General features: G+C 60.2%; 21 protein-coding genes and 1 pseudogene. 14 read left to right on the top strand and 8 right to left on the bottom strand.

The window, feature by feature from the left end; all coding sequences use genetic code 11:
* The first annotated feature begins 18 nt into the window (after positions 1-18).
* Entirely contained in the window at positions 19-372 is a 354-nt protein-coding gene (locus AD663_RS15845; RefSeq protein WP_053214112.1) for a RidA family protein, read from the top strand.
* Between the two features lie 21 nt (positions 373-393).
* Here AD663_RS15845 and AD663_RS15840 read toward each other — a convergent pair whose 3' ends face one another.
* Positions 394-1,296, bottom strand: coding sequence for a LysR substrate-binding domain-containing protein (locus AD663_RS15840; protein WP_003182583.1), 903 nt, complete (start codon positions 1,294-1,296; stop codon positions 394-396).
* Between the two features lie 241 nt (positions 1,297-1,537).
* Between AD663_RS15840 and AD663_RS15835 the strand changes: the two genes are divergently transcribed.
* The 5 genes from AD663_RS15835 to AD663_RS15815 are packed head-to-tail and all read left to right on the top strand — an operon-like array spanning position 1,538 to position 5,995.
* Positions 1,538-2,383: a transporter substrate-binding domain-containing protein gene (locus tag AD663_RS15835; protein ID WP_003182580.1), complete on the top strand. Its 846-nt coding sequence runs from the start codon at positions 1,538-1,540 to the stop codon at positions 2,381-2,383.
* A 13-nt stretch (positions 2,384-2,396) separates the two neighbouring features.
* Positions 2,397-3,059, top strand: coding sequence for an amino acid ABC transporter permease (locus AD663_RS15830; protein WP_053214111.1), 663 nt, complete (start codon positions 2,397-2,399; stop codon positions 3,057-3,059).
* Positions 3,060-3,066: 7 nt separating this feature from the next.
* Entirely contained in the window at positions 3,067-3,786 is a 720-nt protein-coding gene (locus AD663_RS15825; RefSeq protein WP_003182576.1) for an amino acid ABC transporter permease, read from the top strand.
* A complete protein-coding gene (gene argH, locus AD663_RS15820; RefSeq protein WP_003182573.1) occupies positions 3,756-5,258 on the top strand; it encodes an argininosuccinate lyase in 1,503 nt (500 codons plus the stop codon). The genes AD663_RS15825 and argH overlap by 31 nt, the downstream gene beginning before the upstream one ends.
* Positions 5,255-5,995 carry an amino acid ABC transporter ATP-binding protein gene (locus tag AD663_RS15815; protein WP_003182571.1) on the top strand — a complete coding sequence of 247 codons (741 nt, stop codon included), beginning with the start codon at positions 5,255-5,257 and terminating at the stop codon, positions 5,993-5,995. The genes argH and AD663_RS15815 overlap by 4 nt, the downstream gene beginning before the upstream one ends.
* Before the next feature lie 43 nt (positions 5,996-6,038).
* On the opposite strand, the pseudogene AD663_RS28425 reads toward AD663_RS15815, so the two are convergent.
* Positions 6,039-6,316: pseudogene (locus tag AD663_RS28425) on the bottom strand (hypothetical protein); the annotation flags it as partial.
* Positions 6,317-6,602: 286 nt separating this feature from the next.
* Between AD663_RS28425 and AD663_RS15810 the strand changes: the two are divergent.
* Both AD663_RS15810 and aldA read left to right on the top strand, forming a co-directional pair.
* Positions 6,603-8,783 (top strand): PQQ-dependent dehydrogenase, methanol/ethanol family, encoded by a 2,181-nt coding sequence (locus AD663_RS15810; RefSeq protein WP_003182569.1) that lies wholly within the window; start codon positions 6,603-6,605, stop codon positions 8,781-8,783.
* A gap of 64 nt (positions 8,784-8,847) precedes the next feature.
* Positions 8,848-10,281 carry an aldehyde dehydrogenase gene (gene aldA, locus AD663_RS15805; protein WP_003182567.1) on the top strand — a complete coding sequence of 478 codons (1,434 nt, stop codon included), beginning with the start codon at positions 8,848-8,850 and terminating at the stop codon, positions 10,279-10,281.
* A 63-nt stretch (positions 10,282-10,344) separates the two neighbouring features.
* Here the strand turns inward: aldA and AD663_RS15800 are convergent, their stop codons facing one another.
* On the bottom strand, positions 10,345-12,267 hold the full coding sequence (locus tag AD663_RS15800; RefSeq protein WP_053214110.1) for a sigma-54-dependent Fis family transcriptional regulator: 1,923 nt from the start codon (positions 12,265-12,267) through the stop codon (positions 10,345-10,347).
* A 250-nt stretch (positions 12,268-12,517) separates the two neighbouring features.
* Here AD663_RS15800 and AD663_RS15795 point away from each other — a divergent pair, with 250 nt between their 5' ends.
* The 3 genes from AD663_RS15795 to AD663_RS15785 all read left to right on the top strand — a co-directional run bounded on the left by AD663_RS15795 (position 12,518) and on the right by AD663_RS15785 (position 15,785).
* Positions 12,518-13,402: an alpha/beta fold hydrolase gene (locus AD663_RS15795; protein ID WP_053214109.1), complete on the top strand. Its 885-nt coding sequence runs from the start codon at positions 12,518-12,520 to the stop codon at positions 13,400-13,402.
* An 86-nt stretch (positions 13,403-13,488) separates the two neighbouring features.
* Entirely contained in the window at positions 13,489-14,793 is a 1,305-nt protein-coding gene (locus tag AD663_RS15790; protein WP_003182562.1) for a dicarboxylate/amino acid:cation symporter, read from the top strand.
* A 77-nt stretch (positions 14,794-14,870) separates the two neighbouring features.
* A complete protein-coding gene (locus tag AD663_RS15785) occupies positions 14,871-15,785 on the top strand; it encodes a LysR substrate-binding domain-containing protein (protein ID WP_003182560.1) in 915 nt (304 codons plus the stop codon).
* A 61-nt stretch (positions 15,786-15,846) separates the two neighbouring features.
* Here the strand turns inward: AD663_RS15785 and AD663_RS15780 are convergent, their stop codons facing one another.
* The gene (locus AD663_RS15780; RefSeq protein WP_003182558.1) at positions 15,847-16,077 is read right to left on the bottom strand and encodes a hypothetical protein; all 231 of its coding nucleotides are present in this window, start codon (positions 16,075-16,077) and stop codon (positions 15,847-15,849) included.
* 35 nt (positions 16,078-16,112) lie between these two features.
* Entirely contained in the window at positions 16,113-16,724 is a 612-nt protein-coding gene (locus AD663_RS15775; RefSeq protein WP_003182556.1) for a glutathione S-transferase family protein, read from the bottom strand.
* A 102-nt stretch (positions 16,725-16,826) separates the two neighbouring features.
* Here AD663_RS15775 and AD663_RS15770 point away from each other — a divergent pair, with 102 nt between their 5' ends.
* Entirely contained in the window at positions 16,827-17,252 is a 426-nt protein-coding gene (locus AD663_RS15770; protein ID WP_053214108.1) for a helix-turn-helix domain-containing protein, read from the top strand.
* Between the two features lie 118 nt (positions 17,253-17,370).
* Here the strand turns inward: AD663_RS15770 and AD663_RS15765 are convergent, their stop codons facing one another.
* On the bottom strand, positions 17,371-18,258 hold the full coding sequence (locus AD663_RS15765) for a LysR family transcriptional regulator (protein ID WP_033046102.1): 888 nt from the start codon (positions 18,256-18,258) through the stop codon (positions 17,371-17,373).
* A 103-nt stretch (positions 18,259-18,361) separates the two neighbouring features.
* On the opposite strand from AD663_RS15765, the gene AD663_RS15760 reads away from it, so the two are divergent.
* A complete protein-coding gene (locus AD663_RS15760; RefSeq protein ID WP_053214107.1) occupies positions 18,362-19,021 on the top strand; it encodes a glutathione S-transferase family protein in 660 nt (219 codons plus the stop codon).
* A 176-nt stretch (positions 19,022-19,197) separates the two neighbouring features.
* Here the strand turns inward: AD663_RS15760 and AD663_RS15755 are convergent, their stop codons facing one another.
* Positions 19,198-20,442, bottom strand: coding sequence for an MFS transporter (locus AD663_RS15755; RefSeq protein WP_053214106.1), 1,245 nt, complete (start codon positions 20,440-20,442; stop codon positions 19,198-19,200).
* A 64-nt stretch (positions 20,443-20,506) separates the two neighbouring features.
* Between AD663_RS15755 and AD663_RS15750 the strand changes: the two genes are divergently transcribed.
* On the top strand, positions 20,507-21,520 hold the full coding sequence (locus AD663_RS15750) for an AraC family transcriptional regulator (RefSeq protein WP_371261195.1): 1,014 nt from the start codon (positions 20,507-20,509) through the stop codon (positions 21,518-21,520).
* Between the two features lie 119 nt (positions 21,521-21,639).
* Here the strand turns inward: AD663_RS15750 and AD663_RS15745 are convergent, their stop codons facing one another.
* Positions 21,640-22,437 (bottom strand): helix-turn-helix domain-containing protein, encoded by a 798-nt coding sequence (locus AD663_RS15745; RefSeq protein WP_053214104.1) that lies wholly within the window; start codon positions 22,435-22,437, stop codon positions 21,640-21,642.
* Between the last annotated feature and the right edge of the window lie 93 nt (positions 22,438-22,530).

Genomic DNA, 22,530 nt, shown 5'->3' with positions numbered 1-22,530 from the left:
CAACACTAAGGAGTTCACATGCTGGACATCAACCGGATCGAAACCAATCAACGCATGAGCCGCGTCGTTCAATGCAATGGCTTCACCTTTCTCGGCGGCCAGACGGCCGCTGACCGGACGCAGGACATCAAGGGCCAGACCGCCCAGGTGCTGGCAAAAATCGACAACTACCTGGCCCAGGCCGGTCTGGACAAGACTCGCATTCTCAGTGCCCAGGTCTGGCTGTCGGATATCCAGGCCCATTTCGCCGGTATGAACGAGGTGTGGGACGCCTGGGCCCCGGAAGGCCATGCACCGGCGCGCGCCACCGTTGAATCGCGTCTTGCGGCCCCGGACCTGTTGGTGGAAATCACCGTCATCGCCGCGGGTTGATCGCCAGCGGCGCCTTGCTGCTCACTGCCAGTCCTTCGCGACGGCGGTGAGCATTTCATGGATCAATTGCCCGAACCGTTGTGTCAGCAGGCTTTGCGGCCTGTCTGCCGGAAGTAGCAGGTAAGTCGGGAAGCGTATCTGTGGACGAAAGGGGCGGGTTTCGATACCGGTGTGCAGGTATTCCAGCGCCACGATCGGACTGACGATGCTCACGCCCAGCCCAAGTCCTACCAGTGAACAAATGGTGGCGGCGTAAGGCGTTTCCAGGTTCAGCTTGCGATGGCCTCGGTCTTCGGGGAATGCCCGGTCGACTCGGGTCCGCGAGCCGTCATTCTGGGACAGCGAAATGAATTCCTCGCCTTTGAGGTCTTCCGGTCCGATGGACGCCAGTGCGCTCAGTCGATGGCCCTTGGGAAATACACAGACTCCCGGCACATCGCAAATCAACTGGGTCGTCACCCCCGGCATGTCCTCACCCACGTACGACACCAGTCCCAGATCGCAAAATTGCGAGGCGGCCCAATGGGCGACCATGGGGGAGTCGTTGGTATGCAGCGAGATCGCGACGTCCGGGTTCTCCTGGCGAAAGCGCTGGATCACGCGGGGCAACACGGTCAGTGACAGCGACGGGACCGCGGCGATACGCAAGCGCCCCGTGCCGGCGCGCCGGATGTTCTGTGCCGATTTCTCAAGGCTGTGCAGGCCGATGAAGGCCCGTTCGACATCGGCGAACAACGCGGCCCCTTCATCGGTAGGAAGCAGGCGTCCAGCGACCCGCTCGAACAGCTTGAAGCCGGCGTTACGCTCCAGTTGGGCGATCAATCGGCTGATGTTGGGTTGGGAGGTATGCAGGGACTCGGCTGCGGCGGTCATCGAGCCACTCAACATGACCGCGCGAAAGGCTTCGACTTGTTTGAAGTTCATGGCGTCCCATATCAATTCGGTATGAATGACTGATGAATTGTCATTTGTTTGCATGAGTTGCAGGCTTTATAAATCCATTACATCGACGTGAACGCGAACGCGCCAACGCGATGCAGTTCGAGCATACGGCAGTCATAAGCATAAAAAAACGCCGCTCTTTTATCTCATTTCTGCCCTTGTATTTCAGGGTGTCGTCCAGCCTCAACGCCGTTCGATACCGCTATGTAAACCAGGAGGCATCATGTCGTTTTCGTTCAAGATTCTTGGCAGTGCACTGGCATTCTCATGCCTGGCGCTGGGTGGTCTGACCCAGGCCCAGGCGTCTGGATTACCTGCGGTTCCCGATGAGATCAAGGAGGCCGGCCAACTGCGTGCCGGCGTGCGTTGCGACCAGCCGCCGTATGGCTTCCAGGACAGCAGCGGCCAGTTCGCCGGCGTTGAAGTGGAGATGGCCAGGCAAGTTGCGCTGTGGGCGCTGGGCTCGAAGGACAAGGTGTCGTTTACCTGTGTCACGGCGGAGAACCGCGTCCCGCAGTTGCTTGGACGCAAGGTTGATTTCCTGATCGCAACCCTGGGCGTCACCCCTGAACGCCTGCGCGTGATTGACTTCAGCACGCCGTATCGTTGGGGCGCCAGCGACGTGGTGGTGAAGAAGGACAGTGCGATCAGAAAGATCGCCGACCTCAAGGGCAAGACCCTCGCCACGCTCAAGGGTTCGGTGCAGGCCAAGTGGTTCGAGGACCATATGCCGGAGGTCAAGACGTTGCGCATGAACAGCGCCGCCGATGCGCTGCAGACCTTCCGCCAGGGCCGTGCCGATGCCTACACCCACGATGCCGCGACGCTGGTGGTGGTGGCGGACAACGACAAGGACGCGCGCCTGCTCAACGAGCCCTTCCAGATTTCCGACGCCGCGATCGGTGTGCGCAAGAACGACGAGCCATGGCGCGACTACCTGAGTGCCGCCGTGGCGCGCATGCACGAGGAAAAGCTGTTCCGTGGATGGATCCAGCAATACGTGCCGCAGGGCATCCAGAGCTACTACCTGAGCGTCTTCGAGCAGCCCAAGCCTGCCGAAGCCCTTTGAGCGGACGCCAACCATGGATTTCGATTTCAATTACCTGGTGGCCCAGTGGCCGGCGCTACTCGATGGCGTACAGATGACCTTGCAGGTGTCGGTACTCGCCATTATCTGCTCACTGCTCGTGGGGGTCCTGGGCGGTGCCGCGCGGGTGATGAAGGTGCCGGTGCTGACGCACGCCGTGGTGCTGTATGTGGAACTGATCCGCAACACGCCGATCCTGGTGCAGTTGTTCTTCATTTTCTATGGGTTGCCCGCCATCGGCATGGGACTGTCGCTGTTCTGGTCCGGCGTCTTGTGCCTGTCGCTCTGGGCCGGGGCCTATCAGATCGAGAACGTGCGGGGCGGGCTGGCGACCGTGGAGCATGGCATGCGTGAAGCGAGCGTTGCCCTGAGCCTCAAACCGGCGCATTACTTTTTCCTGGTGGCCTTGCCCATCGCGTTTCGGACCAGTCTGCCAGCGGTATTGAACACCTCCATTTCGCTGCTCAAGAACTCCTCCTACTTGCAGGCGATCGGCCTTGCCGAGCTGACGTTCGTCGCGGTGGATCGCATAGCCACGGATTTTCGTGCGATCGAAATGTTCAGCGCCATTTGCGTGATCTACCTGGCGCTGGTGGGAATCCTGGCGCTGTTGACGGGACGGCTCTCGGCCCGCCTGCAACGACCTTTCCAACACTGAGGCCAGCATGAATTTCCTGATCGAAAACTGGGCCTTCGTTTGCAAGGGCCTGTGGATGACCCTGCGCCTGGCGATGGTGGTGCTGCTGTTCACCACGCTGATTTCCATCGTTCTGGGCGTCATGGCGACGCTGAAGAACCGCCTGTTGGGGTGGACCATCCACGCTTACGTCGAGCTGTTTCGCTCGATTCCGCTGATCGTCAATGTGTTCTTCATTTTTTTCGGCGCACCGATGCTGGGCCTGGACCTGAGTCCGTTCGCGGCGGTGACCACCGGACTGACCCTGTGGGGCAGTGCCAATGGCATCGAGATTGTGCGCGGTGGCCTGGAATCGGTGGCTCGCCACCAATGGAAAAGCGCCTGGGCGCTGGGGCTGCGTCCTTGGCAGATCTATCTGTACGTGATCGCGCCACAGTCGATGCGGGCCATTCTGCCGGCCTATACCGGTCTGCTGACCATGTTGGTACAGGCCACGTCCCTGGGGGCGCTGGTGGGTGTCGGCGAGTTTCTCAAGGTCGGCCAGATCATCATCGAGCGCGACACCGTCATGACCGGCGTCAGCCCCGCGTTCAGCGTCTACGGCCTGGTCCTGTTGGTGTATTTCGTCATCTGTTCACTGCTGAGTTGGCTCAGCCGTTATCTCGAACGTCGGCTGGGTCGCCCAGTGACGCGTGCCACTCCTAAAGAGGTTTCAACATGCAAGCATCCAAAGTCAGCCGACGCCTGAAGGAAGCCACCGCTCCGGAAGTCAACGAGTACATCTACCGGCCGCGCCTGCAGGGGTTCGCCGAAGGTTTCGACCTCTTGGGCAACATCAACAAGGCCCATATCGTCATGCTTGCCGAGCAGGGCCTGATCCGTGATGAGCACGCCACTGTGTTGGCCAAGGGTGTCCTGGAGATGGAGGAGGCCGGACCGGGTGAAGTGTCCCTCGATCCCTCCCGGGAAGATGCCTATTTCAACTATGAAGCCCACCTGATCGGGTTGATCGGCACCGATATCGGCGGCCGCCTGCACACGGGTCGCAGTCGCAACGACATCCTCGCCACGCTCGACCGGCTGCGTTGCCGCGAAGTACTGATGGACTTGATCGATGCCTTGCTTGAAGTCCGGCAAACAGCCGTCGACAACGCTGAGGTGTTCGCCGATGTGGTGATGCCCGGCTATACCCACCTGCAACCGGCACAACCGATCACCTACGGCTATTACCTTTCGGCGGTGGAACAGGCGCTGGCCCGCGATTGCAAGCGCCTGACCCAGACGTTGGAGTCGATGAACCAAAGCCCGCTGGGCGCGGCGGCCTTCGCCGGGACGCCGTTCAACATCGATCGTGGACGCACCGCTGAATTGCTGGGTTTCGATGGTTATCTGGACAACGCCCTGGACGCGGTCGGCTCGCGGGATTTCATTCTCGAAAGCCTGTCGCACCTGAGTCTGCTGGCGGTGTTCTGGAGCCGTGTGGCCCAGGACTACTTTGTCTGGAGCACGCACGAATTCAGCCTGATCGACTTCCCCGACAGCGTGGCCGCGACGTCGAGCATCATGCCGCAAAAGAAAAACCCCACGGTGCTGGAATACCTCAAGGGTCGTAGCGGGCATATCGTTGGCTTGTTGATGGGAGCGAGCATCAGCATCAAGGGCAGCAACTTCTCCCACACCGGCGACGGCAATCGCGAGGGCACCCGTGGATTTTGGGAGGCCGCCGACGAGAGCCTGCGCTGCCTGAAGCTACTGAACCTGGTGTTGCGCACCGCGACGCCGAACTTCGAGCTGGCCGTACGCCGCGCGGGCGAGGACTTTTCGACCGCCACCGGCCTTGCCGACCTGATCGTTCAGGAAGCGGACCTGTCGTTCCGCGAGGCCCATCACGTGGTGGGCGGTGTCGTGCGCATGGCCATGGATGCGGGCATGCTCGCGCACCAGATCGATACCGCCATGGTCGACCTATGTGCGCTGGAGCAACTGGGGCACGCGCTGAATCTTCCAGCCCAGAAAGTGCGAGATTGCCTCGACCCCATCGCCAACGTACAGGCCAGAATTTCAGCGGGGGGGCCGTCGATGGCTTCACTCAAACCGAGCCTGCTTCGCGCCAACACGCGTGTCGCCACCGAGCGCCACGCCAATCAGGCCCGTCGTGCTCGTTTGGCGACGGCCCAGGAGCGTCTGCAAGCGGCTACACGGGCACAGGCGGGGAGATGAACACGATGTTGACGGTACGTGGGTTGCACAAGCGGTTCGGTGACCACGAGGTGGTCAAAGGGGTGGACCTGGACGTCGCCGAGGGCGAAGTGGTGGTGATCATTGGCCCCAGCGGGTCGGGAAAGTCGACCTTCATTCGCTGCCTCAACAGCCTCGAAGCACCTTCAGCGGGCAGCGTGGTCATCGGCAACGGTGCGTCGATCAAGGCCGGCGATCGCAAGGCGCTGGCGAAGCTGCGGGAGGAGGTGGGCATGGTGTTCCAGGACTACACCTTGTTCCCGCACATGTCGGTGCTGGCGAACATGATGCTCGCACCGGTCAAGCTCAAGCGCGCATCGAAGGCCCAGGCGCAAAGCAATGCGCTGACGTTGCTGGATCGCGTCGGGCTACGGCATAAGGCTGACAGCTATCCGTCCGAGCTGTCCGGTGGTCAGCAACAGCGGGTGGCGATCGTCCGCGCCTTGGCCATGAAGCCCAAGCTGCTGCTGTTCGATGAACCCACATCGGCGCTGGACCCGGAAACGGTCGGCGATGTGCTGAATGTAATGAAGGGCTTGGCCGTCGAAGGCATGACCATGATCGTCGTGACTCACGAGATGGGTTTCGCCCGTGAGGTGGCGGATCGGGTGGTGTTTTTCGACGGCGGGCGGATCGTCGAGATGGGCCCACCCTCACAGATTTTCAGCACGCCAAAAGAACCCCGGACACGGCAATTTCTTCAGGCGGTGCTTCACTAGCGCGACGATCCTGGAGTGGGTGAGCGCTACCTGCTGCGCTGACTCAAGGGAAACTTTGCGGCAGCGGCCGGTGACGCTCGCCGAGCACATGCATCATCAAGCACGCATAAAGCGTCATCAGGATGAACAGCCCCATGCGCACGGCGAAAGCGGTGTAGACGTCTTTGCCCAGGGCACTGTCTTGCACCGACTGACCGAGCAGGATGATCAGCGTGATAAACGTATTCAGCCAGACCCGGGGCTGAGCGCCGTGCGGCTCAGGCCATAGAGCCTGCGACCCAGCAGCCCGGACAGAAGCATCCAGAGGTAGAACAACATCAAGCGGTTCGGGGAACAGTCAATGATTCAGCGAGTGGACGAGCACGGCCAGTATTATCCTGTCTCGCCAAGAGGATCGTAAAAGCGCTGTCGCACAACATCTGTCCCGCCACTGTAGCGCTACGCGCTACACCTGTAGCGCCTCTCGCGGATGAATAGCGCTTGGTGGTTTCTTGAATCCCAACAAATCAAGCGCTCCAGCCCCGTTAGAAGTCAGTGGCATGGTCGTTGCTCTTTCACTGGTGCGCATTGAAATGACCGCGCCACTAATAAGAACAGGACTGATCCCATGAGACAGATTGGCCATGCCTCGCTTTCCGGCGCTCGATCCACCGTCGCCGGTATCCCTCTGAAATCCCTGGTCACGGCTTTGCTGTTGAGCCTGGCGACTGCGTCTGCGTCGGCCTCTGAGGGGCCGGCGAATGTCGACAGCAAACGACTGGTCGCCGCCGATAAGGAACCCGGCAACTGGATGAGCACCGGGCGGACCTACGACGAGCAGCGCTACAGCCCGCTCAAGCAGATCAGCGACCAGAACGTCGGTCAGCTTGGACTGGCCTGGAGTTATAAGCTCGATCTGGACCGTGGTGTCGAGGCCACGCCGATTGTGGTCGATGGCGTGATGTACACCACCGGGCCGTTTTCGGTGGTGTATGCGCTGGATGCCCGTGACGGCAAGTTGATCTGGAAGTACGACCCGAAGTCGGACCGCAACCGCGCGGGCGAGGCCTGCTGCGATGCGGTCAACCGTGGCGTCGCGGTGTGGAAGGGCAAGGTTTATGTCGGCGTGCTGGATGGCCGCCTGGAGGCCATCGATGCCAAGACCGGTCAACGCGCCTGGTCGGTCGATACCCGGGCCGATCACAAGCGCAGCTACACCATCACGGGCGCGCCCAGGGTGGTCAACGGCAAGGTGGTGATCGGCAACGGCGGCGCGGAATTCGGTGTGCGCGGTTATGTCACCGCCTATGACGCCGAGACCGGCAAGCAGGCCTGGCGCTTCTACACAGTGCCCGGCGATCCCAAGCTGCCACCGGAAGACAAGGCGATGGCCATTGCCGCCAAGACCTGGCACGGCGAGGCATTTGTCGAGCAGGGCGGCGGCGGTACAGCCTGGGATTCGTTTGCCTTCGACCCGGACTTGAACCTGCTGTACATCGGTGTCGGCAACGGTTCGCTGTGGGACCCGAAATGGCGCAGCCAGGCCAAGGGCGACAACCTGTTCCTGTCGTCGATTGTCGCGGTCAACGCCGATACCGGTGAATACGCCTGGCACTACCAGACCACGCCGGGCGACGCGTGGGACTACACCGCGACCCAGCACATGATCCTCGCCGAGCTGCCAATTGATGGGAAACCGCGCAAAGTGCTGATGCAGGCGCCCAAGAACGGTTTCTTCTATGTGATCGACCGCGCCACCGGTGAATTGCTTTCGGCCAAGGGCATCGTGCCGCAAAGCTGGACCAAGGGCATGGACATGAAGACCGGCCGGCCGATCGTCGATGACGAAAATGCGGCTTACTGGAAGGACGGCAAGCGCAAGCTGGTGACGCCGGCCTTCTGGGGCGCCCATGATTGGCAGCCGATGTCCTACAACCCGAACACCGGGCTGGTCTACATCCCGGCGCATATCATGTCGGCCTACTACGAGCACATTCCCGAGGCGCCCAAGCGCAACCCCTTCAAGAGCATTTACCAGTTGGGCCTGCGTACCGGGATGATGCCGGAAAATGTCGACGGCCTGTTGGAGATGGCCAAGGGTTGGTCGGGCAAGCTGATCGCCTGGGACCCGGTCAAGCAGCAGCCGGCCTGGGAAGTGCCCTACGTAACCATCTTCAACGGCGGCACCTTGAGCACCGCCGGCAACCTGGTGTTCGAAGGCAGTGCCGATGGGCGAGTGATTGCCTACGCCGCCGATACCGGTAAGAAACTCTGGGAACAACCTGCCGCCAGCGGTGTGATGGCCGCGCCGATCAGCTACAGCGTCGACGGAGAGCAGTATGTGACGTTCATGGCCGGTTGGGGCGGGGCGTTTTCCACCTTCGCTGGAGCGCTGTCGCTGCGAGCCGGGGTACAACCTTTTTCCCAAGTGCTGACCTACAAGATTGGGGGCACGGCCAAGTTGCAGGAGCCGGCGCCACGTCCCGATACCCCGAAACCACCCGCGCTGAGCACCGACACAGCGTCCATCGAGGCCGGCGGCAAGCTCTATGACGGTTACTGCTCACAGTGCCATGGCATCCACGCAGTCAGCGGCGGCGTGCTGCCGGACCTGCGCAAGCTGACGCCGGAGAAGCACCAGATGTTCCTCGGCATCCTGTTCGGTGGTCGCGTGCCCGATGGCATGCCGTCCTTCGCCGATGCCTTTACCCCCGAGCAGGTGGACCAGATCCATCAGTACCTGATCAAGCGATCCCACGACCTTCAGGACGAAGGCCAGGCCTGGAAGAAATTCAGCGCCAAGCAATAAGCCCCCGGCTGACCGGTAGCATCACCGGTCGGCCGCATTCATTCCCGACAGGAGAGACGCGGATATGAGTCACGCCATCTACCAGAACTACATCGCCAATGCCTTTGTCGCCAGCGACGAGCATCTTGAGGTGCATAACCCGGCCAACGGCCAATTACTGGCGCATGTGCCCCAGGGCAGCAGCGCTGAAGTCGAGCGGGCCATTGCCGCGGCGCGTCAGGCACAGAAGGCCTGGGCCGCCCGGCCGGCTATTGAACGTGCGGGCTATCTGCGCAAAATCGCCAGCAAGATACGCGAGCACGGCGAACGCCTGGCTCGGATCATTACCGCTGAGCAGGGCAAAGTCCTGGAACTGGCGCGGGTCGAGGTGAACTTCACGGCCGACTACCTCGACTATATGGCCGAATGGGCACGGCGCCTGGAAGGCGAAGTGCTGAGCAGCGACCGGCCCGGTGAAAGCATCTTTTTGCTGCGTAAACCCCTCGGCGTGGTCGCCGGGATTCTGCCCTGGAATTTTCCGTTCTTCCTGATCGCCCGCAAGATGGCGCCGGCGCTTCTGACCGGCAATACCATCGTGATCAAGCCGAGCGAAGAAACGCCGATCAACTGCTTCGAGTTCGCCCGCCTGGTGGCCGAAACCGATCTACCGGCGGGGGTGTTCAATGTGGTCTGCGGCACCGGCGCGACGGTCGGCAATGCGCTGACCAGTCATCCGGGCATCGACCTGATCAGCTTCACCGGCAGCGTCGGCACCGGCTCGCGAATCATGGCCGCCGCAGCGCCGAATATCACCAAGCTCAATCTGGAATTGGGCGGTAAGGCGCCTGCCATTGTGCTGGCTGACGCAGATCTGGATCTTGCAGTCAGGGCGATTACCGCCTCGCGGGTGATCAATACCGGGCAAGTGTGCAACTGCGCCGAACGCGTGTACGTCGAGCGCAAGGTGGCCGATGCGTTTATCGAGCGTATTGCGGCGGCCATGGCTGGCACTCGTTATGGTGATCCGTTGGCCGAAAATGGCTTGGACATGGGCCCGCTGATCAATCGCGCGGCGCTCGACAAGGTGGCGCAAATGGTCCGGACCGCGAGCGGGCAGGGCGCGCAGGTGATTACTGGCGGTGCGGTGGCCGATCTGGGCCAAGGGTTTCACTATCAGCCAACGGTGTTGGCCGGGTGTTCCGCCGACATGGAGATCATGCGCAAGGAGATTTTTGGCCCGGTGCTGCCAATCCAGATTGTCGATGACCTCGACGAGGCGATTGCGTTGTCCAATGACAGCGAATACGGCCTGACCTCATCGATCTACACCGCGAGTCTCAGCGCGGCCATGCAGGCAACCCGCTCGCTGGATTTCGGTGAGACCTATATCAACCGCGAGAACTTCGAAGCCATGCAGGGCTTCCATGCCGGCACGCGCAAGTCGGGCATTGGCGGTGCCGATGGCAAGCACGGGTTGTACGAATACACCCATACCCACGTGGTGTATATCCAGGCGTGACAGCTCTACCACGATGAAAAACGCCCAGGCCGGATTACGCTCTGGGCGTTTTTTTATCTGGGGTTAAAGACGGTCGTTGGGTTGCACCAACCGCTGCTTTTTCATCTGTCGATAGAGCGTCGAGCGAGCGACCCCCAACTCTGCGGCGGCCGCACTGATATTCCACCGATGTCGGCGCAAGATCGCCAGCAGACTCGACGCTGGGGGCTCGCTGCTCGCCAGCTGGCTAGCCGGCTGAGCATGTGCGTTGCTCAGCAGTAGGTCGGCGGGGAGGCAGTCGAGATCGATGGCGCCGTCTTCGGCCAGTGCCACCGCGTAGCGCAGGGCATTGATCAGTTGGCGGATATTGCCGGGCCAGGGTGCGTCCAGCAGGCATTGGCGGGCCTGGGCGGTGAGCTGCAGACCCCTGGCTTCGAGTTGGCTGTCGAGCAGCTGCTGGATCAGTTGTGCACGGTCACTGCGCTCGCGCAGGGGCGGCAGGCTGAGGTTCATGCCGTTGAGGCGATAGAACAAGTCCTCACGGAAATGCTTGTCGCGCAGCATGCCTTGCAGATCCTGGTGCGTTGCGCAAATCACCTGAATATCCAGCGCCACCGGCGTTGGGGCACCGATGGGGGAGATCTCCCGCTCGGCCAGTACGCGCAGCAGACGGGTTTGCAGATGGGCCGGCATATCGCCGATCTCATCGAGAAACAGCGTGCCGCCATTGGCCAGTTCCAGCTTGCCCTTCATGCCTTTTTTCTCGGCACCGGTAAAACTACCGCCACGGTAGCCGAACAGTTCGCTCTCGATCAGGCTCTCAGGAATGGCCGCGCAGTTGAGCGCGACGAAGGGCCCGTCCTGGCGCGCACTGGCTTGGTGAATGGCCCGTGCAAAGGCCTCTTTGCCAGTGCCAGTCTCACCGGTAATGAGGATGGCGATATCTTTGTCGATCACCTTGCGCAAGCGCCGCACGGCTTGTTGTAGCGTTGGGTCATCCCCGGCCAGTTGTTCCAGATCGGGATGACGGGGCCGCAGCGCCTTGGCCGGTGCGGACGCCAGGCGGTGATGGCTCGAAGGGATGCGCAGGCCAACGTCCAGCAGCGCTTCGTCCTGCCGAGCGCGCAGGCGCAGGCTGCGGGCGCCGCCATTGGTCAGGCTCAGTAACTCGTCGACGCCCATGGGCAGCAATTGGTCGATATGGCCGCCCAGCAGGTTCGGGCTACCGGCTCGGTCATGGACCACAAAGGCTGCGTGATTGGCACCGATCACCCGACCATGGTCGTCCAGCGCCAATAGCTGCTCGTTGGCGAGGTCGGCAATCTCATCAATGGGCTTGAGCGAGAGGGTCAGTCGATCCCGGTAGCTCTGGCGAAAGTGTGCGTTCTCGATCAAGCGGGCATACAGGATCACCAGTTGCAGGGTCAGGTACTGGCTTTGCTTGGGCCCATCGCTGTTCAGGCAAGTCGCGTTCAAGCAACCCTGCAACAGGCCCTGGGGGTTGAAGATCGGCGCAACGGAACAGCTCAAGCGGGCATTGGAGGTGAGGAAGTGCTCCTCGCGATGGATGATCAAGGGCTCGGCCGCTGCCAATGTGGTGCCGATGCCGTTGGTACCGGCGATGGACTCGTCCCAGCGAGCGCCGACCACCAAACCCGAGCGGACATACGGCGCATGCTGGTCTGGCAGACGGGCATCGAGGGTGATGCCCTGTTCGTCGCTGAGCAACACCGCGAAGCCAGCCGGTACCACGCGCCGAGCCAAGCCACTGACGCCCTGGCTGGCAATATCCAGATACTGCTGGTGTCGTTGCTGATGCTGGCGGATATCCTCGGCGCAAAGAATATCCAGGCAGGCGGCCGAGGAGGGGTCGAGTCGATGGTTTATGACGCTGCGATACCAGGATTGGGCAATCACCCGGTCCGGACTGATTCGCCGCTCAGGGAAATGCTCGTTGACGAAGGCAGCGAGTTCGCTCGGGTGGGGCTGCGCGCTATGCCGAGTCATGGAAGGCTCCGTGTAGCGTGCCGCTTGCGAGGGCGGGCACGGCGTTCTTGTTATAGGTGCGACGAGCCACGGCCGTCAGGGCTTAAGATAGCCGCTGTTGGAGGAGGGCGCTATGCCGCGAGCGAAGTGAGCAAGCTCATGGCTACCTGCGAGCTGCAACACACTTCATGAACGTTCTCTACACGCTTGAACTATTGCTCCACACGCCGGTTGATCTCAGGATTCAGGCTATTCCTCAAGGAGTCGAATCATGTTCGCCGGATTCCAAAAACAGAAACGTCATGTCAACGGCGTGGACATAAGCTTTCGCATGGGTGGCACGGGGCCGGGGCTCCTGCTCTTGCACGGACACCCTCAGACCCACGTTATCTGGCACAAGGTTGCCCCTCGGCTGGCGGAGCATTTCACCGTGGTCGCTGCCGACCTTCGTGGCTATGGCGACAGCAGCCGGCCCCCTGCCGATGCCGAGCACCGCAATTACTCCAAGCGAACGATGGCCATGGATAACATCGAACTGATGGGGTCTCTTGGCTTCGACCGCTTCAGCGTGCTGGCCCACGACCGGGGCGCACGCGTCGCCCATCGCTTGGCCTTGGACCATCCGCACGCGGTGCAGCGCATGGCGCTGCTGGACATTGCGCCAACGCTGGCGATGTACGCGCAAACCGATGAGGCCTTCGCGCGTGCGTACTGGCATTGGTTCTTTCTCATTCGACCGGCGCCGCTGCCCGAAAGCCTCATCGAGGCCAATCCCGAGCAGTACCTGCGCAGTGTGATGGGTAGCCGCAGCGCGGGCCTCACACCGTTTACCGAGGAGGCATTCGCCGAGTATCTGCGTTGCTTGCAACTGCCCGGTAGCGCCCGAGGCATTTGTGAAGATTACCGCGCAGCTGCAAGTCTCGACCTGGAGCACGACCGAGCTGATCTCACAGCCGGGCATCGTCTCGAGATGCCGTTGCTCGCCCTGTGGGGAGCCGAGGGCACAGTCGGCCGTTGCTTCGATCCCTTGAAGGAATGGCAAAAGGTCGCCACCAATGTTCGCGGCACAGCGCTGCCAGCCGGCCACTACCTCGCAGAGCAAGCGCCTGAACTTCTGCTCGAAGCCGTGCAGGACTTCTTCGCAGACCTGCTCTAACCCTGAATCGACAGGCATCGAATCGCAGGCACATCGTTGCCTGCGAGCGCCTGGTCTCGACCCGAAAAAGCTTGGGGATAATAACAATGACAATCAAAAAGCTGCTGGGAACACTCTATGTACAAGTCGTCATCGCCATCTGCCTGGGCATATTGATCGGCAATTACTGGCCGTCGCTTGGCGTCGACTTGAAGCCGTTGGGTGACGGCTTTATCAAGCTGATCAAGATGATCATCGGGCCAATTATCTTTTGCACCGTGGTCTCGGGAATCACCAGCATGCATGACGTCAAGCAGGTGGGCCGGGTCGGTGGCAAGGCACTGTTGTACTTTGAAGTGGTGTCTTCCATCGCGCTAGTGCTCGGGTTGCTCGCAGCGCATCTGATGCGTCCTGGCGCGGGCTTCAACATCGATGTCAAGACGCTCGACAGCTCGGCAATCGCCGGTTTTGTTGGCCAGGCCGAACATGGCGAAGGCATCGTTGGCTTTCTTCTGCATGTGATCCCCTCGACCTTTTTTGATGCGTTCTCCAAGGGCGAGATATTGCCGGTGTTATTTGTGTCGATCCTGTTCGGTGTTGGCCTGGTGATTGTCGGTGAAAAGGCGCGTCCACTCGCAGGCCTGGTAAACCAAGCCAGTGAGGTTTTCTTCCGGATCGTGGGCATGATCAGCCGTGTAGCTCCTATTGGGGCCTTTGGCGCCATTGCGTTCACTATCGGCAAGTATGGCCTGGGTTCATTGCTGCCTCTGCTCAAGTTAGTAGGGACTTTCTACGTCACCGGCCTGTTTTTTGTCGTCGTGGTTCTAGGCGGTATTGCACGTTACGCCGGCGTTAACATTTTCAAGCTCCTCAGCTATATCAAGGCCGAGCTGATGATCGTGCTGGGAACCAGTTCCTCGGAGTCGGCCTTGCCGCAACTGATCCAGAAGCTGGAAAGCTTGGGGGCCTCGAAGGGGGTCGTGGGTATCGTGGTACCGACCGGCTACACCTTCAACCTGGACGGCACCAATATTTATATGACGTTGGCCGTGCTGTTTTTGGCCCAAGCCACCAATATCGAATTGACACTGGAGCAACAGTTCACCCTGTTGGCCGTGGCGATGCTGACGTCCAAAGGGGCAGGTGCGGTGGTCGGCGCAGGCTTTGTAGCTTTAGCCGCCAGCCTGGCTGTGGTGCCCACGGTGCCCGTGGCGGCGATGGTGTTGATTTTGGGCGTGGACCGTTTCATGGCTGAGTGCCGCTCGTTGACCAACATCATCGGCAATGCCGTGGCAACCCTGGTAGTGGCCGCCTGGGAAGGCCAGCTAGACCGCACCCAGCTGGCGCCAGTTGCAATAAAGAGTGGAAAGCAGTCGATGATCGGTCGGCCGAAGCCAGCGGCAGCAGAGTGACAATCATGAGCGAACGGTGGATAGGGCCCGTTCATGCAGTGTTATCCTGACTGACCACACACCGACCTCTTTCGCTAATGATCAATATCAAAGGTTCGACGCCTCTTCCCGAAGATCTACGAGTGTTCCTCACGGTGATTCGCAAGTCCGGTTTTGCCACCGCCGCCGATGATCTGGGATTGTCGGCAGCCTACGTGAGCAAGCGCATCCAGATTCTCGAAAGCACGCTGGGCACTCGCCTGCTGCACCGCACTAGCCGCCGAGTGACCTTGACCGAAGACGGTGAGCGTGTGAGAGCTTGGGCAATACGCATTCTGGAAGACTTCCAGCACATGGCCGACGAGCTGGTTGATGCCCATGAAATTCCCCGCGGTCGATTACACATGTGCAGCAGCTTCGGTTTCGGTCGAAACCATGTGGCCCCGGCGCTTTCAATGCTCGCCGAGCGCTATCCCGAGTTGGAAATACGCTTGGACCTGTTTGATCGTGTGGTGGACATCGTTAGCGAAGGGTTCGACCTGGAAATCCGCGTGGGTGATGATATTCCCAAGCAGCACATCGGGCGCCAGTTGGTCCGTAACCGACGCATATTATGCGCGGCGCCAAGCTACCTTGAGCGCCGGGGGATTCCCCAGCAGCTCAGCGACCTGGAACTGCACGACTGCCTGGTCCTCAAGGAACGCGACAATGCCTTTGGCTTATGGGTGCTGGAACACGAAGGCGCTCAGCGAAGTGTCAAAGTGAAAGGCCCTCTTTCATCTAACAGTGGGGAGATCGTCCTGCAATGGGCGCTGGACGGTCGGGGCATATTGCTACGCTCGATGTGGGATGCGAAGCCCCTGCTGGAACAGGGAAAACTGGTGCAGCTGTTGCCCGACTACCATCAGAATGCCAATGTCTGGGCCGTCTATCCCACACGGCTGGCCCATTCCGCCAAGCTGCGAGCGTGCGTCGAATTTCTACAGAAGTATTTCATGGCGCTGTCGCTCTGAGTTTGGCTTTTGGTCAGGCCGAGGAGGGCGGCTTTGCTGGCGCGGTGCGAGTCCTTCAGCTTTACAATGATTTCGCATTTTTTAAGCGGACCAGCAGCGCCTGAATAGCCGGAATGATCGCAAACACCATTGCGAGCACGACGATCGGCACGACCACCAGGTGTCGCTGCCAAATTGGCCAGTGGGCGGCCGCCGCCTGCATCAGATAACTCAACGCTGTCACCAGCGGATAGACAGCGATGAACACCAACACCGCGAACGTCAGGCGGCCAGATTGATACGGTCGTGCCATGAAAACTCCAGAGAGCTGATTCGAATCAAGGGTGATTAATACGCTGCGCTAGGACGAGCCCTGAAGCGTGCGTACCAGGCGTCGAGACGGGGATGTTCATTACCCAACGGCAGGTCGAACCGCTCACGGGCGGTCTGGAAAATGGTGAACGTCGTACAGTCCGCGATCGTTGGCTCCGGACCGGCGAGAAAAGACTGGTCGCCGATCTCTTTTTCCAGCACATCGAGCAGTTCCGTCACATAACGATGCATGCGCTCAGCCATCTCCGGGGAGGGCGCGCTCTCCTTTGCGGGGAAGGCGCCAGTCCGATTCCATAGCCACAACTGGCCGCGTGCTACCAACTCACTGCCGAGCCGTTCAAGCGACCGCACCCGGGCCCGTGTCAGCGGGTCGGTGCCGATCATTGGGTGGTCGGGATGAAGCTCCTCCAGATACTCGACGATTGCCCCTGAGTCTGTAATGGCGAGTCCAGAATCGGTGACCAAGGTCGGGGCCCGGCCCGCTGGGTTGATATTGAGGTAACGGGCAGTGCGATGTTCGCCGTTCTCGTAATCAAGCTCGTAGCGTGGGATATCAATACCTTTTTCTGCCAGGTAAATGATGACGCGGCGGGGATTGGTACCCTTGCGAAACTGGTAAAGCAGCATAATTTCCAACCCTCTCTAGACCTGATGGTTACGAATGTATACTGTCAAAATCGCATTCGCTAGACGGCACAATTCTGTGCCCAGGGCACACGGAGGGTACTAATGGCCAGCACCTTGCACGGTCGCAATTACGAGGAAACGGCGCTAGGGCCACGCCTCAAGCCGTGCGCGCCACACGACGTGCTAACCCGGCTTGGCGACAAATGGACGATCCTTACGTTGTTGCTGCTGGCGATCGTTCCTGGCCACCGGCTGCGGTTCTCGGCGATCCGCAACGGTATCGAAGGCATCACCCAGCGAATGTTGACGGTGACGCTCAGAAACCTCGAGCGGGACGGTTTTCTCATCCGTCACTGCTTTGCAGAAGTGCCACCTCGCGTCGAGTACGAGCTGACCGACATGGGCCGGGACCTGTTGCCAGCGCTGGAAGGTTTCACGGGTTGGATCAGGGAGCACTGGCCCCTTATCATCAATGCGCGGCGTGCCTTTGATGAAGCAAAAAAGGCGGGCGAAGCAGACCCTGCCTGAAAAATGGTTTTCAGGAACACATCGATCTGCGGGTATAGCGCCTTTTGGCCAGGGTATGTCAAAACCCAGGCTAGCCGCTTTCAATCCCAGTTCCTCCTGGGAGTTGAAACTCAGTACGCTAGGCGCCTAATACCGCGATAAGGTGGGCTACCAGTGCCCGCACCTTGGCCGAAGGCTTGGGGCCCGACGGAAATACGGCAAATGCCTTCAATGGCTCCAGCTCATAGTCGGGCAGCAGTTGAACGAGGCTGCCGTCGTGTAGTCCTTGTGCTGACATGATAGTGGTCACATTGGCGATACCCAGACCGGCCGTTGCAGCCGCCAGAATGCCTGGCGCTGCATCGATCTTGACCCTTCCACGCAACGTCACGACTTGCTCCGTGCCAGCCTTGAACAGTTTCAATGCGCTTTTCTCTGGAAAGCTTTGTTCGTGCAGAAGTGCGTCGTGAGACGCCAGTTCTTCAGGCACTTTCGGCACCCCTTTCCTGGCGAGGTATGCAGGCGACGCCACCAACATTCGCGCCACTGACGCAATTTGCCGGGCTCCGAACGTGGAGTCTTCAAGCGTGCCCATCCGGATTGCCATGTCTACTCCAGCCGCCACCAGGTTCTGGCGCTCATCTCGCATGGTGATTTCGACTCGTAGATCAGGGTAACGCTCGAGAAACCCGGGCAAGGCGGGAATGACCGCCAGGGTGCCGTACACAATGGGTACCGCAAGGCGGAGGGTGCCACGCAGGGAATCAATTCCTCGCGCCGCATCTTCAGCGTCCTCCAAGTCCGCAGCCGCTTGGCGAGCCCGTTCCAGAAATTCCGCGCCTGCTTCCGTGAGTGCCACGTTGCGCGTCGTGCGCAGCAAGAGCTTCACGCCCAGACGGTTTTCCAATCCGGTGACGATGCGGGAGGTCGACGGCTGTGAAAGACCAAGTTCCTGGGCCGCACGGGAGAAGCTTCCCGACTCCGCTACCCGGGTGAAAACTTCGACTTCCATCCAACGATCAGTCATTCGTATTCCAAATAAGTGTTCTGCCGAACGACAGTATAATTTTATCTGGCGAAAAGATTTAGCCTGTTCTCGTCACTTACCAGAACCGATATGTGAGGAAACAATGTCCATCAAAATCTACGGCGATCCAGGCTCGGGTAGCCTTCGTCGCGTCACCGCTGCGGCAGCAATCATGGGCGTCGATGTCGAACGTATGCATGTCGACTTGTTCAAGGGTGAAAGCCATACCCCTGAGTTTCTGACGTTGAATCCGCACGGGCTCACACCCGTACTCCAGGACGGCGATACCGTCATATGGGAAGCGTCAGCCATCAACCTGTACCTTGCCGAGAAAGCAGACTCCAACCTGCTTGGACGGACTCAGGCAGAGAAGCGGGAGGTCCTGCAATGGATGTTCTGGTCGGGTGAGCAATGGCGGATATTTTCCACGCTTCTCTTCAATGAATGGGCGGGGGCGACGTTCATGGGCAAGCCAAAGAGCGACGCGATCGTCCAGTTGGCGATGACCAGTATTCGCAACGCCGCACAAGTGCTGGAATCACATCTGGCGGCCCGAACATTCATGGTCGGTGACGCGTTGACCCTGGCAGACATTGATATTGCCGCACCGTTTTCGCAGTACCGACGCACTGGCGCGCCGTTCGAAGAATTCCCGAATCTGGTCGCTTGGCAGCAGCGTCTGCTCGAGACCGTGCCCGCCTGGGAGGCGACTCGTGGTGAAGTGGAAAAGCGGATGGCTGGAGTCCTAGACGCCGTAAGCTGACGGCTGAAGGCCCCCAAACCACAATCATGATGGTCTGCTATGGCGCGTAGCCGTAACGACCATCACACGAGCGCATCTGCAATCGCTCTGGACCGCCAGGCCAAAATCACCGCTGCGCCCAGCGTCGCGCCAATTGCGTTGCGGAGGTTGATGATCGCCTGTTTCGTCGTCATGCGTTACGTCAAGAATCCCAAATCCTGACCGGCTACATCACCATGCTTCGGCAATTCCACCCGAACACAAAGAGCAATCATCAGAGCCGCCAGCAGCATCACTGCGCCTGCGACGATGAAGACGCCCATTACACCGCCAAAGCCGAAGACCAACCCACCGAGTGCAGCCCCCATGGCGATAGACGACTGCACCGCGGCGACGACCATACCGCCCGCGGTTTCGGCTTGATCCGGAACCGCGCGTGCCACCCAATTTGACCAGGCAACCGGCACCCCGCCGAAAGCCAGGCCCCATAGCGCGACTGCAAGAGCCAGTCCCGGCGCCTGAAGCGGAAGCGAGATCATCGCAAACGCCGCCACGGCTACCAAGGCAGGCATAAGGATCAATGTCAGGCGCAAGCTACGCTCCATCAGCCAACCCGCCACGAGTGTGCCGACGAAATTGGCGACGCCAAAGCCCAATAGCATTAAAGCCAGGCCATCGGTGTCGATGCGCACGACGCTTTCAAGTGCGGGACGGATGTAGGTGAACAGTGCGTATTGACCTGTGTGCGCGAGCACGCATCCGAACATGCCGATGGCAATGCCAGGCCGGCGGAGCAGTTCCAGCACGGAGGCTGTGCGTGCCATTTTCCGAGGCGTCATGCGGGGTAGGGTGAACCATTGGAAGAGCAGCGTCAGCACGCCCACCGCGGCTGCCGCATAAAAGGCACTGCGCCAGCCGAAGAGACCGCCCAAGTAGCTGCCCAGCGGAACGGAGACCACGGTTCCCACGGCGATACCGCTAAAGATAATGGACAGCGCGCGCGGCACAAATTTGGCCGGTACCAGCCGCATGGCCACGGCAGCCGCCATGCTCCAGAACCCACCCAAAGCAATGCCAAGCAGCACCCGCATCAACAACAGGACCGTCAGACTCGATGACAGGGCAACCAGCAGGTTGGATGCAATCATGAGCGCGGAGAAACCTAGCAAGACGGTGCGGCGGTCAAGCTTGCGGGTAAGACCTGGCACCAAGAGTCCGGCAAACAATGCAACCACGGCGGTGACGGTCACGGCCTGGCCGGCCATCGCTTCGGACACACCCAAGTCCGAGGCCATCGGTGTTAGCAAACTCGCCGGAAGGTACTCAGCCGTCAGTAGCCCAAAGACACCCATTGCCAAAGAGAAAACCGCTGTCCAAGCCGGGGATGCCGGCTCTACCCCGGCAACGCTGTCAGGTGCAGCATCAAGCACATTGCTACTCATCTCAAGAATCCTTGGGAAGTGATCGTGACCCGCAGTCTAGAGTTGAGATTCAGGATGATCTATGATGCAAAGTCCTAGTGTTTTGATCGAAACGCCTAATATGACTGAAGCTGGACAATTTGCGCTGTCGTCTGAGCTGATTAGCGAACTGCTGGCGGGTATGCGGCTGCGTGGCGTTCAGTACCGCCGTGTGCAAACGGGTCCGAGCTTTGGCTTGGGTTTTGAACACAAATCAGCGCATGCCTACTTTCATTATCTGGCGGTGGGTACGGCCATCCTGCGTACCGGAGAGGGCGCGATCCATCACCTATCGGCAGGTGACGCGGTATTGGTGCCGCAAGGTCATGGGCACCAATTGCTATCAGCGCTGGATGCCACGGTCCAGCATATCGACCAGCTTGATGCGGCCCCTTTAGGCGAGGCCGTCAGTGGTGTGAACACCTGTCCGAGCACACTTTCCACGCCCAGTGCGATCTTGTTCTATGGCTGCATGGAGTTCGATCTTGGCGGCATGCGGGCGTTGGGCAAGTTGATGCCCGATGTCATGGTGGCAGACACCGGCGGACAAAGTTATCCAGGATTGGGATCGATACTTGATTCAATCAAGCGTGAGATCTGCGCAGGACGTATCGGGTATGCCGGGATCATGGCTCGGCTTGCGGAGGTCGCTGCATCCTTGTTCGTACGGGGTTGGGTCGAGTGTGGCTCCGAAAGCGCGCAAGGTCTCATGGCGGCGCTGCGAGACCCCCGGCTGGCACGCTCTATCCTCGCCCTGCATCGCCAACCCGGGCGCGAGTGGACGGTGGCCGAGCTGGCAGCCGAATCCCACGTATCCCGCTCGGTGTTCGCGCAGCGTTTTCAAGCCACCATTGGCGTGCCTCCATTGCGATACGCCACCGAGTTGCGGATGCGGATCGCCAGCCAGTGGCTGACGCAGGACAACCTGTCGATCGATGCCGTCGCACAACGCTTGGGCTATAACTCACAAGCGGCGTTCAGCCGCGCATTCAAGCGCATCAATGGCCAACCACCAGGGGCCAGTAGACAGACACGCCGAAGCAGTGAACCCGTGCAATGAGGGGCGCTAGAACCTGTCGTCATTCAAATGTGTCTGGAAACGAGTGGCTGTTCACCGCAAGGCCCATGAATTCCCCAAAGCCCCATGGCCCGATAGCGGCGTTGACCATTGTCATCAGCTCATTGCCTTAACGCGGTATTGCGCAAATAGCGTGCTGGTGAGTTGCCCAAAGTCTTGCGAAACATGGTGATGAACGAGCTGACTGACTCGTAGCCGAGCGCCTCTGCCGTCCTCTGCACCGAGTGCCCCTCGGCCAGGCTTTGCAACGCGACGATGATCTGCCATTGCTTGCGCCATTGACCGAAGGTAAGCCCGGTTTCGCTTTTTATCAGGCGGGCCAGCGAGCGTTCGCTCATGGCCACCTGCCGTGCCCAACTTGCCATGGTGGCGCGGTTGGAGGGCTCTTGCGCCAGCGCCCGGGCGATGGTGCGAAGCTGGTTCGAGGCAGGCAACGGCAGGTAAAGCTGTTCCGTGGGCGCGAGTTCAAGTTCTTCGAGCAGCACGTTGGCCAGCCGTGCAGTGCGCGAATTGGCTGGGTAATCCTGGGCTTGGTCACTCAGGTGAAGGATGAGTGCCAGGATCAGTGGCGATAGGGCCAGGGTACAGCAGCGATCCGGCAGCGACGCGGCGCCGGGCTCCACGAACAAGAAACAGACTTGCCCGTTGGCAGTGACGCGGTTGCTATGGGCGACGCCCCCCGGAATCCAGACGCCGAACCCTGACGGCACCATCCAGACGCCATCTTCCACCGTACAGACAATGCCTCCGCAACAAGCCACGACCAGTTGCCCTTTGCGGTGTTTGTGTTCGGCGGACTCACTGTCGTTGCGCTGGGTTTCCAGCATCAGCGCTACGGCAGGTTGCGGCAGGTTGTCGTACTCGAATCGATCGACGTGGAAACGGTGGATTTCGGCCATGGAATGTCGTCGGCGTTTGTCTGAATTTGATTATATTTTGGCAGTGTACTCAATATCGGCAGCGGTGGTAGTCCCTTAGCATCATCACCAAGC

This window comes from Pseudomonas sp. Q12-87 (assembly GCF_001269755.1).
GTDB lineage: Bacteria > Pseudomonadota > Gammaproteobacteria > Pseudomonadales > Pseudomonadaceae > Aquipseudomonas > Aquipseudomonas fluorescens_S.
This window is presented reverse-complemented; position numbering and strand designations above follow the sequence as displayed.

Excerpts from the sequence above, each read along its gene's own strand:
- AD663_RS15845 (WP_053214112.1), top strand. The coding sequence starts at position 19 with ATGCTGGACATCAACCGGATCGAAACCAATCAACGCATGAGCCGCGTC.
- AD663_RS15840 (WP_003182583.1), bottom strand. The coding sequence starts at position 1,296 with ATGAACTTCAAACAAGTCGAAGCCTTTCGCGCGGTCATGTTGAGTGGC.
- AD663_RS15835 (WP_003182580.1), top strand. The coding sequence starts at position 1,538 with ATGTCGTTTTCGTTCAAGATTCTTGGCAGTGCACTGGCATTCTCATGC.
- AD663_RS15830 (WP_053214111.1), top strand. The coding sequence starts at position 2,397 with ATGGATTTCGATTTCAATTACCTGGTGGCCCAGTGGCCGGCGCTACTC.
- AD663_RS15825 (WP_003182576.1), top strand. The coding sequence starts at position 3,067 with ATGAATTTCCTGATCGAAAACTGGGCCTTCGTTTGCAAGGGCCTGTGG.
- argH (WP_003182573.1), top strand. The coding sequence starts at position 3,756 with ATGCAAGCATCCAAAGTCAGCCGACGCCTGAAGGAAGCCACCGCTCCG.
- AD663_RS15815 (WP_003182571.1), top strand. The coding sequence starts at position 5,255 with ATGAACACGATGTTGACGGTACGTGGGTTGCACAAGCGGTTCGGTGAC.
- AD663_RS15810 (WP_003182569.1), top strand. The coding sequence starts at position 6,603 with ATGAGACAGATTGGCCATGCCTCGCTTTCCGGCGCTCGATCCACCGTC.
- aldA (WP_003182567.1), top strand. The coding sequence starts at position 8,848 with ATGAGTCACGCCATCTACCAGAACTACATCGCCAATGCCTTTGTCGCC.
- AD663_RS15800 (WP_053214110.1), bottom strand. The coding sequence starts at position 12,267 with ATGACTCGGCATAGCGCGCAGCCCCACCCGAGCGAACTCGCTGCCTTC.
- AD663_RS15795 (WP_053214109.1), top strand. The coding sequence starts at position 12,518 with ATGTTCGCCGGATTCCAAAAACAGAAACGTCATGTCAACGGCGTGGAC.
- AD663_RS15790 (WP_003182562.1), top strand. The coding sequence starts at position 13,489 with ATGACAATCAAAAAGCTGCTGGGAACACTCTATGTACAAGTCGTCATC.
- AD663_RS15785 (WP_003182560.1), top strand. The coding sequence starts at position 14,871 with ATGATCAATATCAAAGGTTCGACGCCTCTTCCCGAAGATCTACGAGTG.
- AD663_RS15780 (WP_003182558.1), bottom strand. The coding sequence starts at position 16,077 with ATGGCACGACCGTATCAATCTGGCCGCCTGACGTTCGCGGTGTTGGTG.
- AD663_RS15775 (WP_003182556.1), bottom strand. The coding sequence starts at position 16,724 with ATGCTGCTTTACCAGTTTCGCAAGGGTACCAATCCCCGCCGCGTCATC.
- AD663_RS15770 (WP_053214108.1), top strand. The coding sequence starts at position 16,827 with ATGGCCAGCACCTTGCACGGTCGCAATTACGAGGAAACGGCGCTAGGG.
- AD663_RS15765 (WP_033046102.1), bottom strand. The coding sequence starts at position 18,258 with ATGACTGATCGTTGGATGGAAGTCGAAGTTTTCACCCGGGTAGCGGAG.
- AD663_RS15760 (WP_053214107.1), top strand. The coding sequence starts at position 18,362 with ATGTCCATCAAAATCTACGGCGATCCAGGCTCGGGTAGCCTTCGTCGC.
- AD663_RS15755 (WP_053214106.1), bottom strand. The coding sequence starts at position 20,442 with ATGAGTAGCAATGTGCTTGATGCTGCACCTGACAGCGTTGCCGGGGTA.
- AD663_RS15750 (WP_371261195.1), top strand. The coding sequence starts at position 20,507 with ATGCAAAGTCCTAGTGTTTTGATCGAAACGCCTAATATGACTGAAGCT.
- AD663_RS15745 (WP_053214104.1), bottom strand. The coding sequence starts at position 22,437 with ATGGCCGAAATCCACCGTTTCCACGTCGATCGATTCGAGTACGACAAC.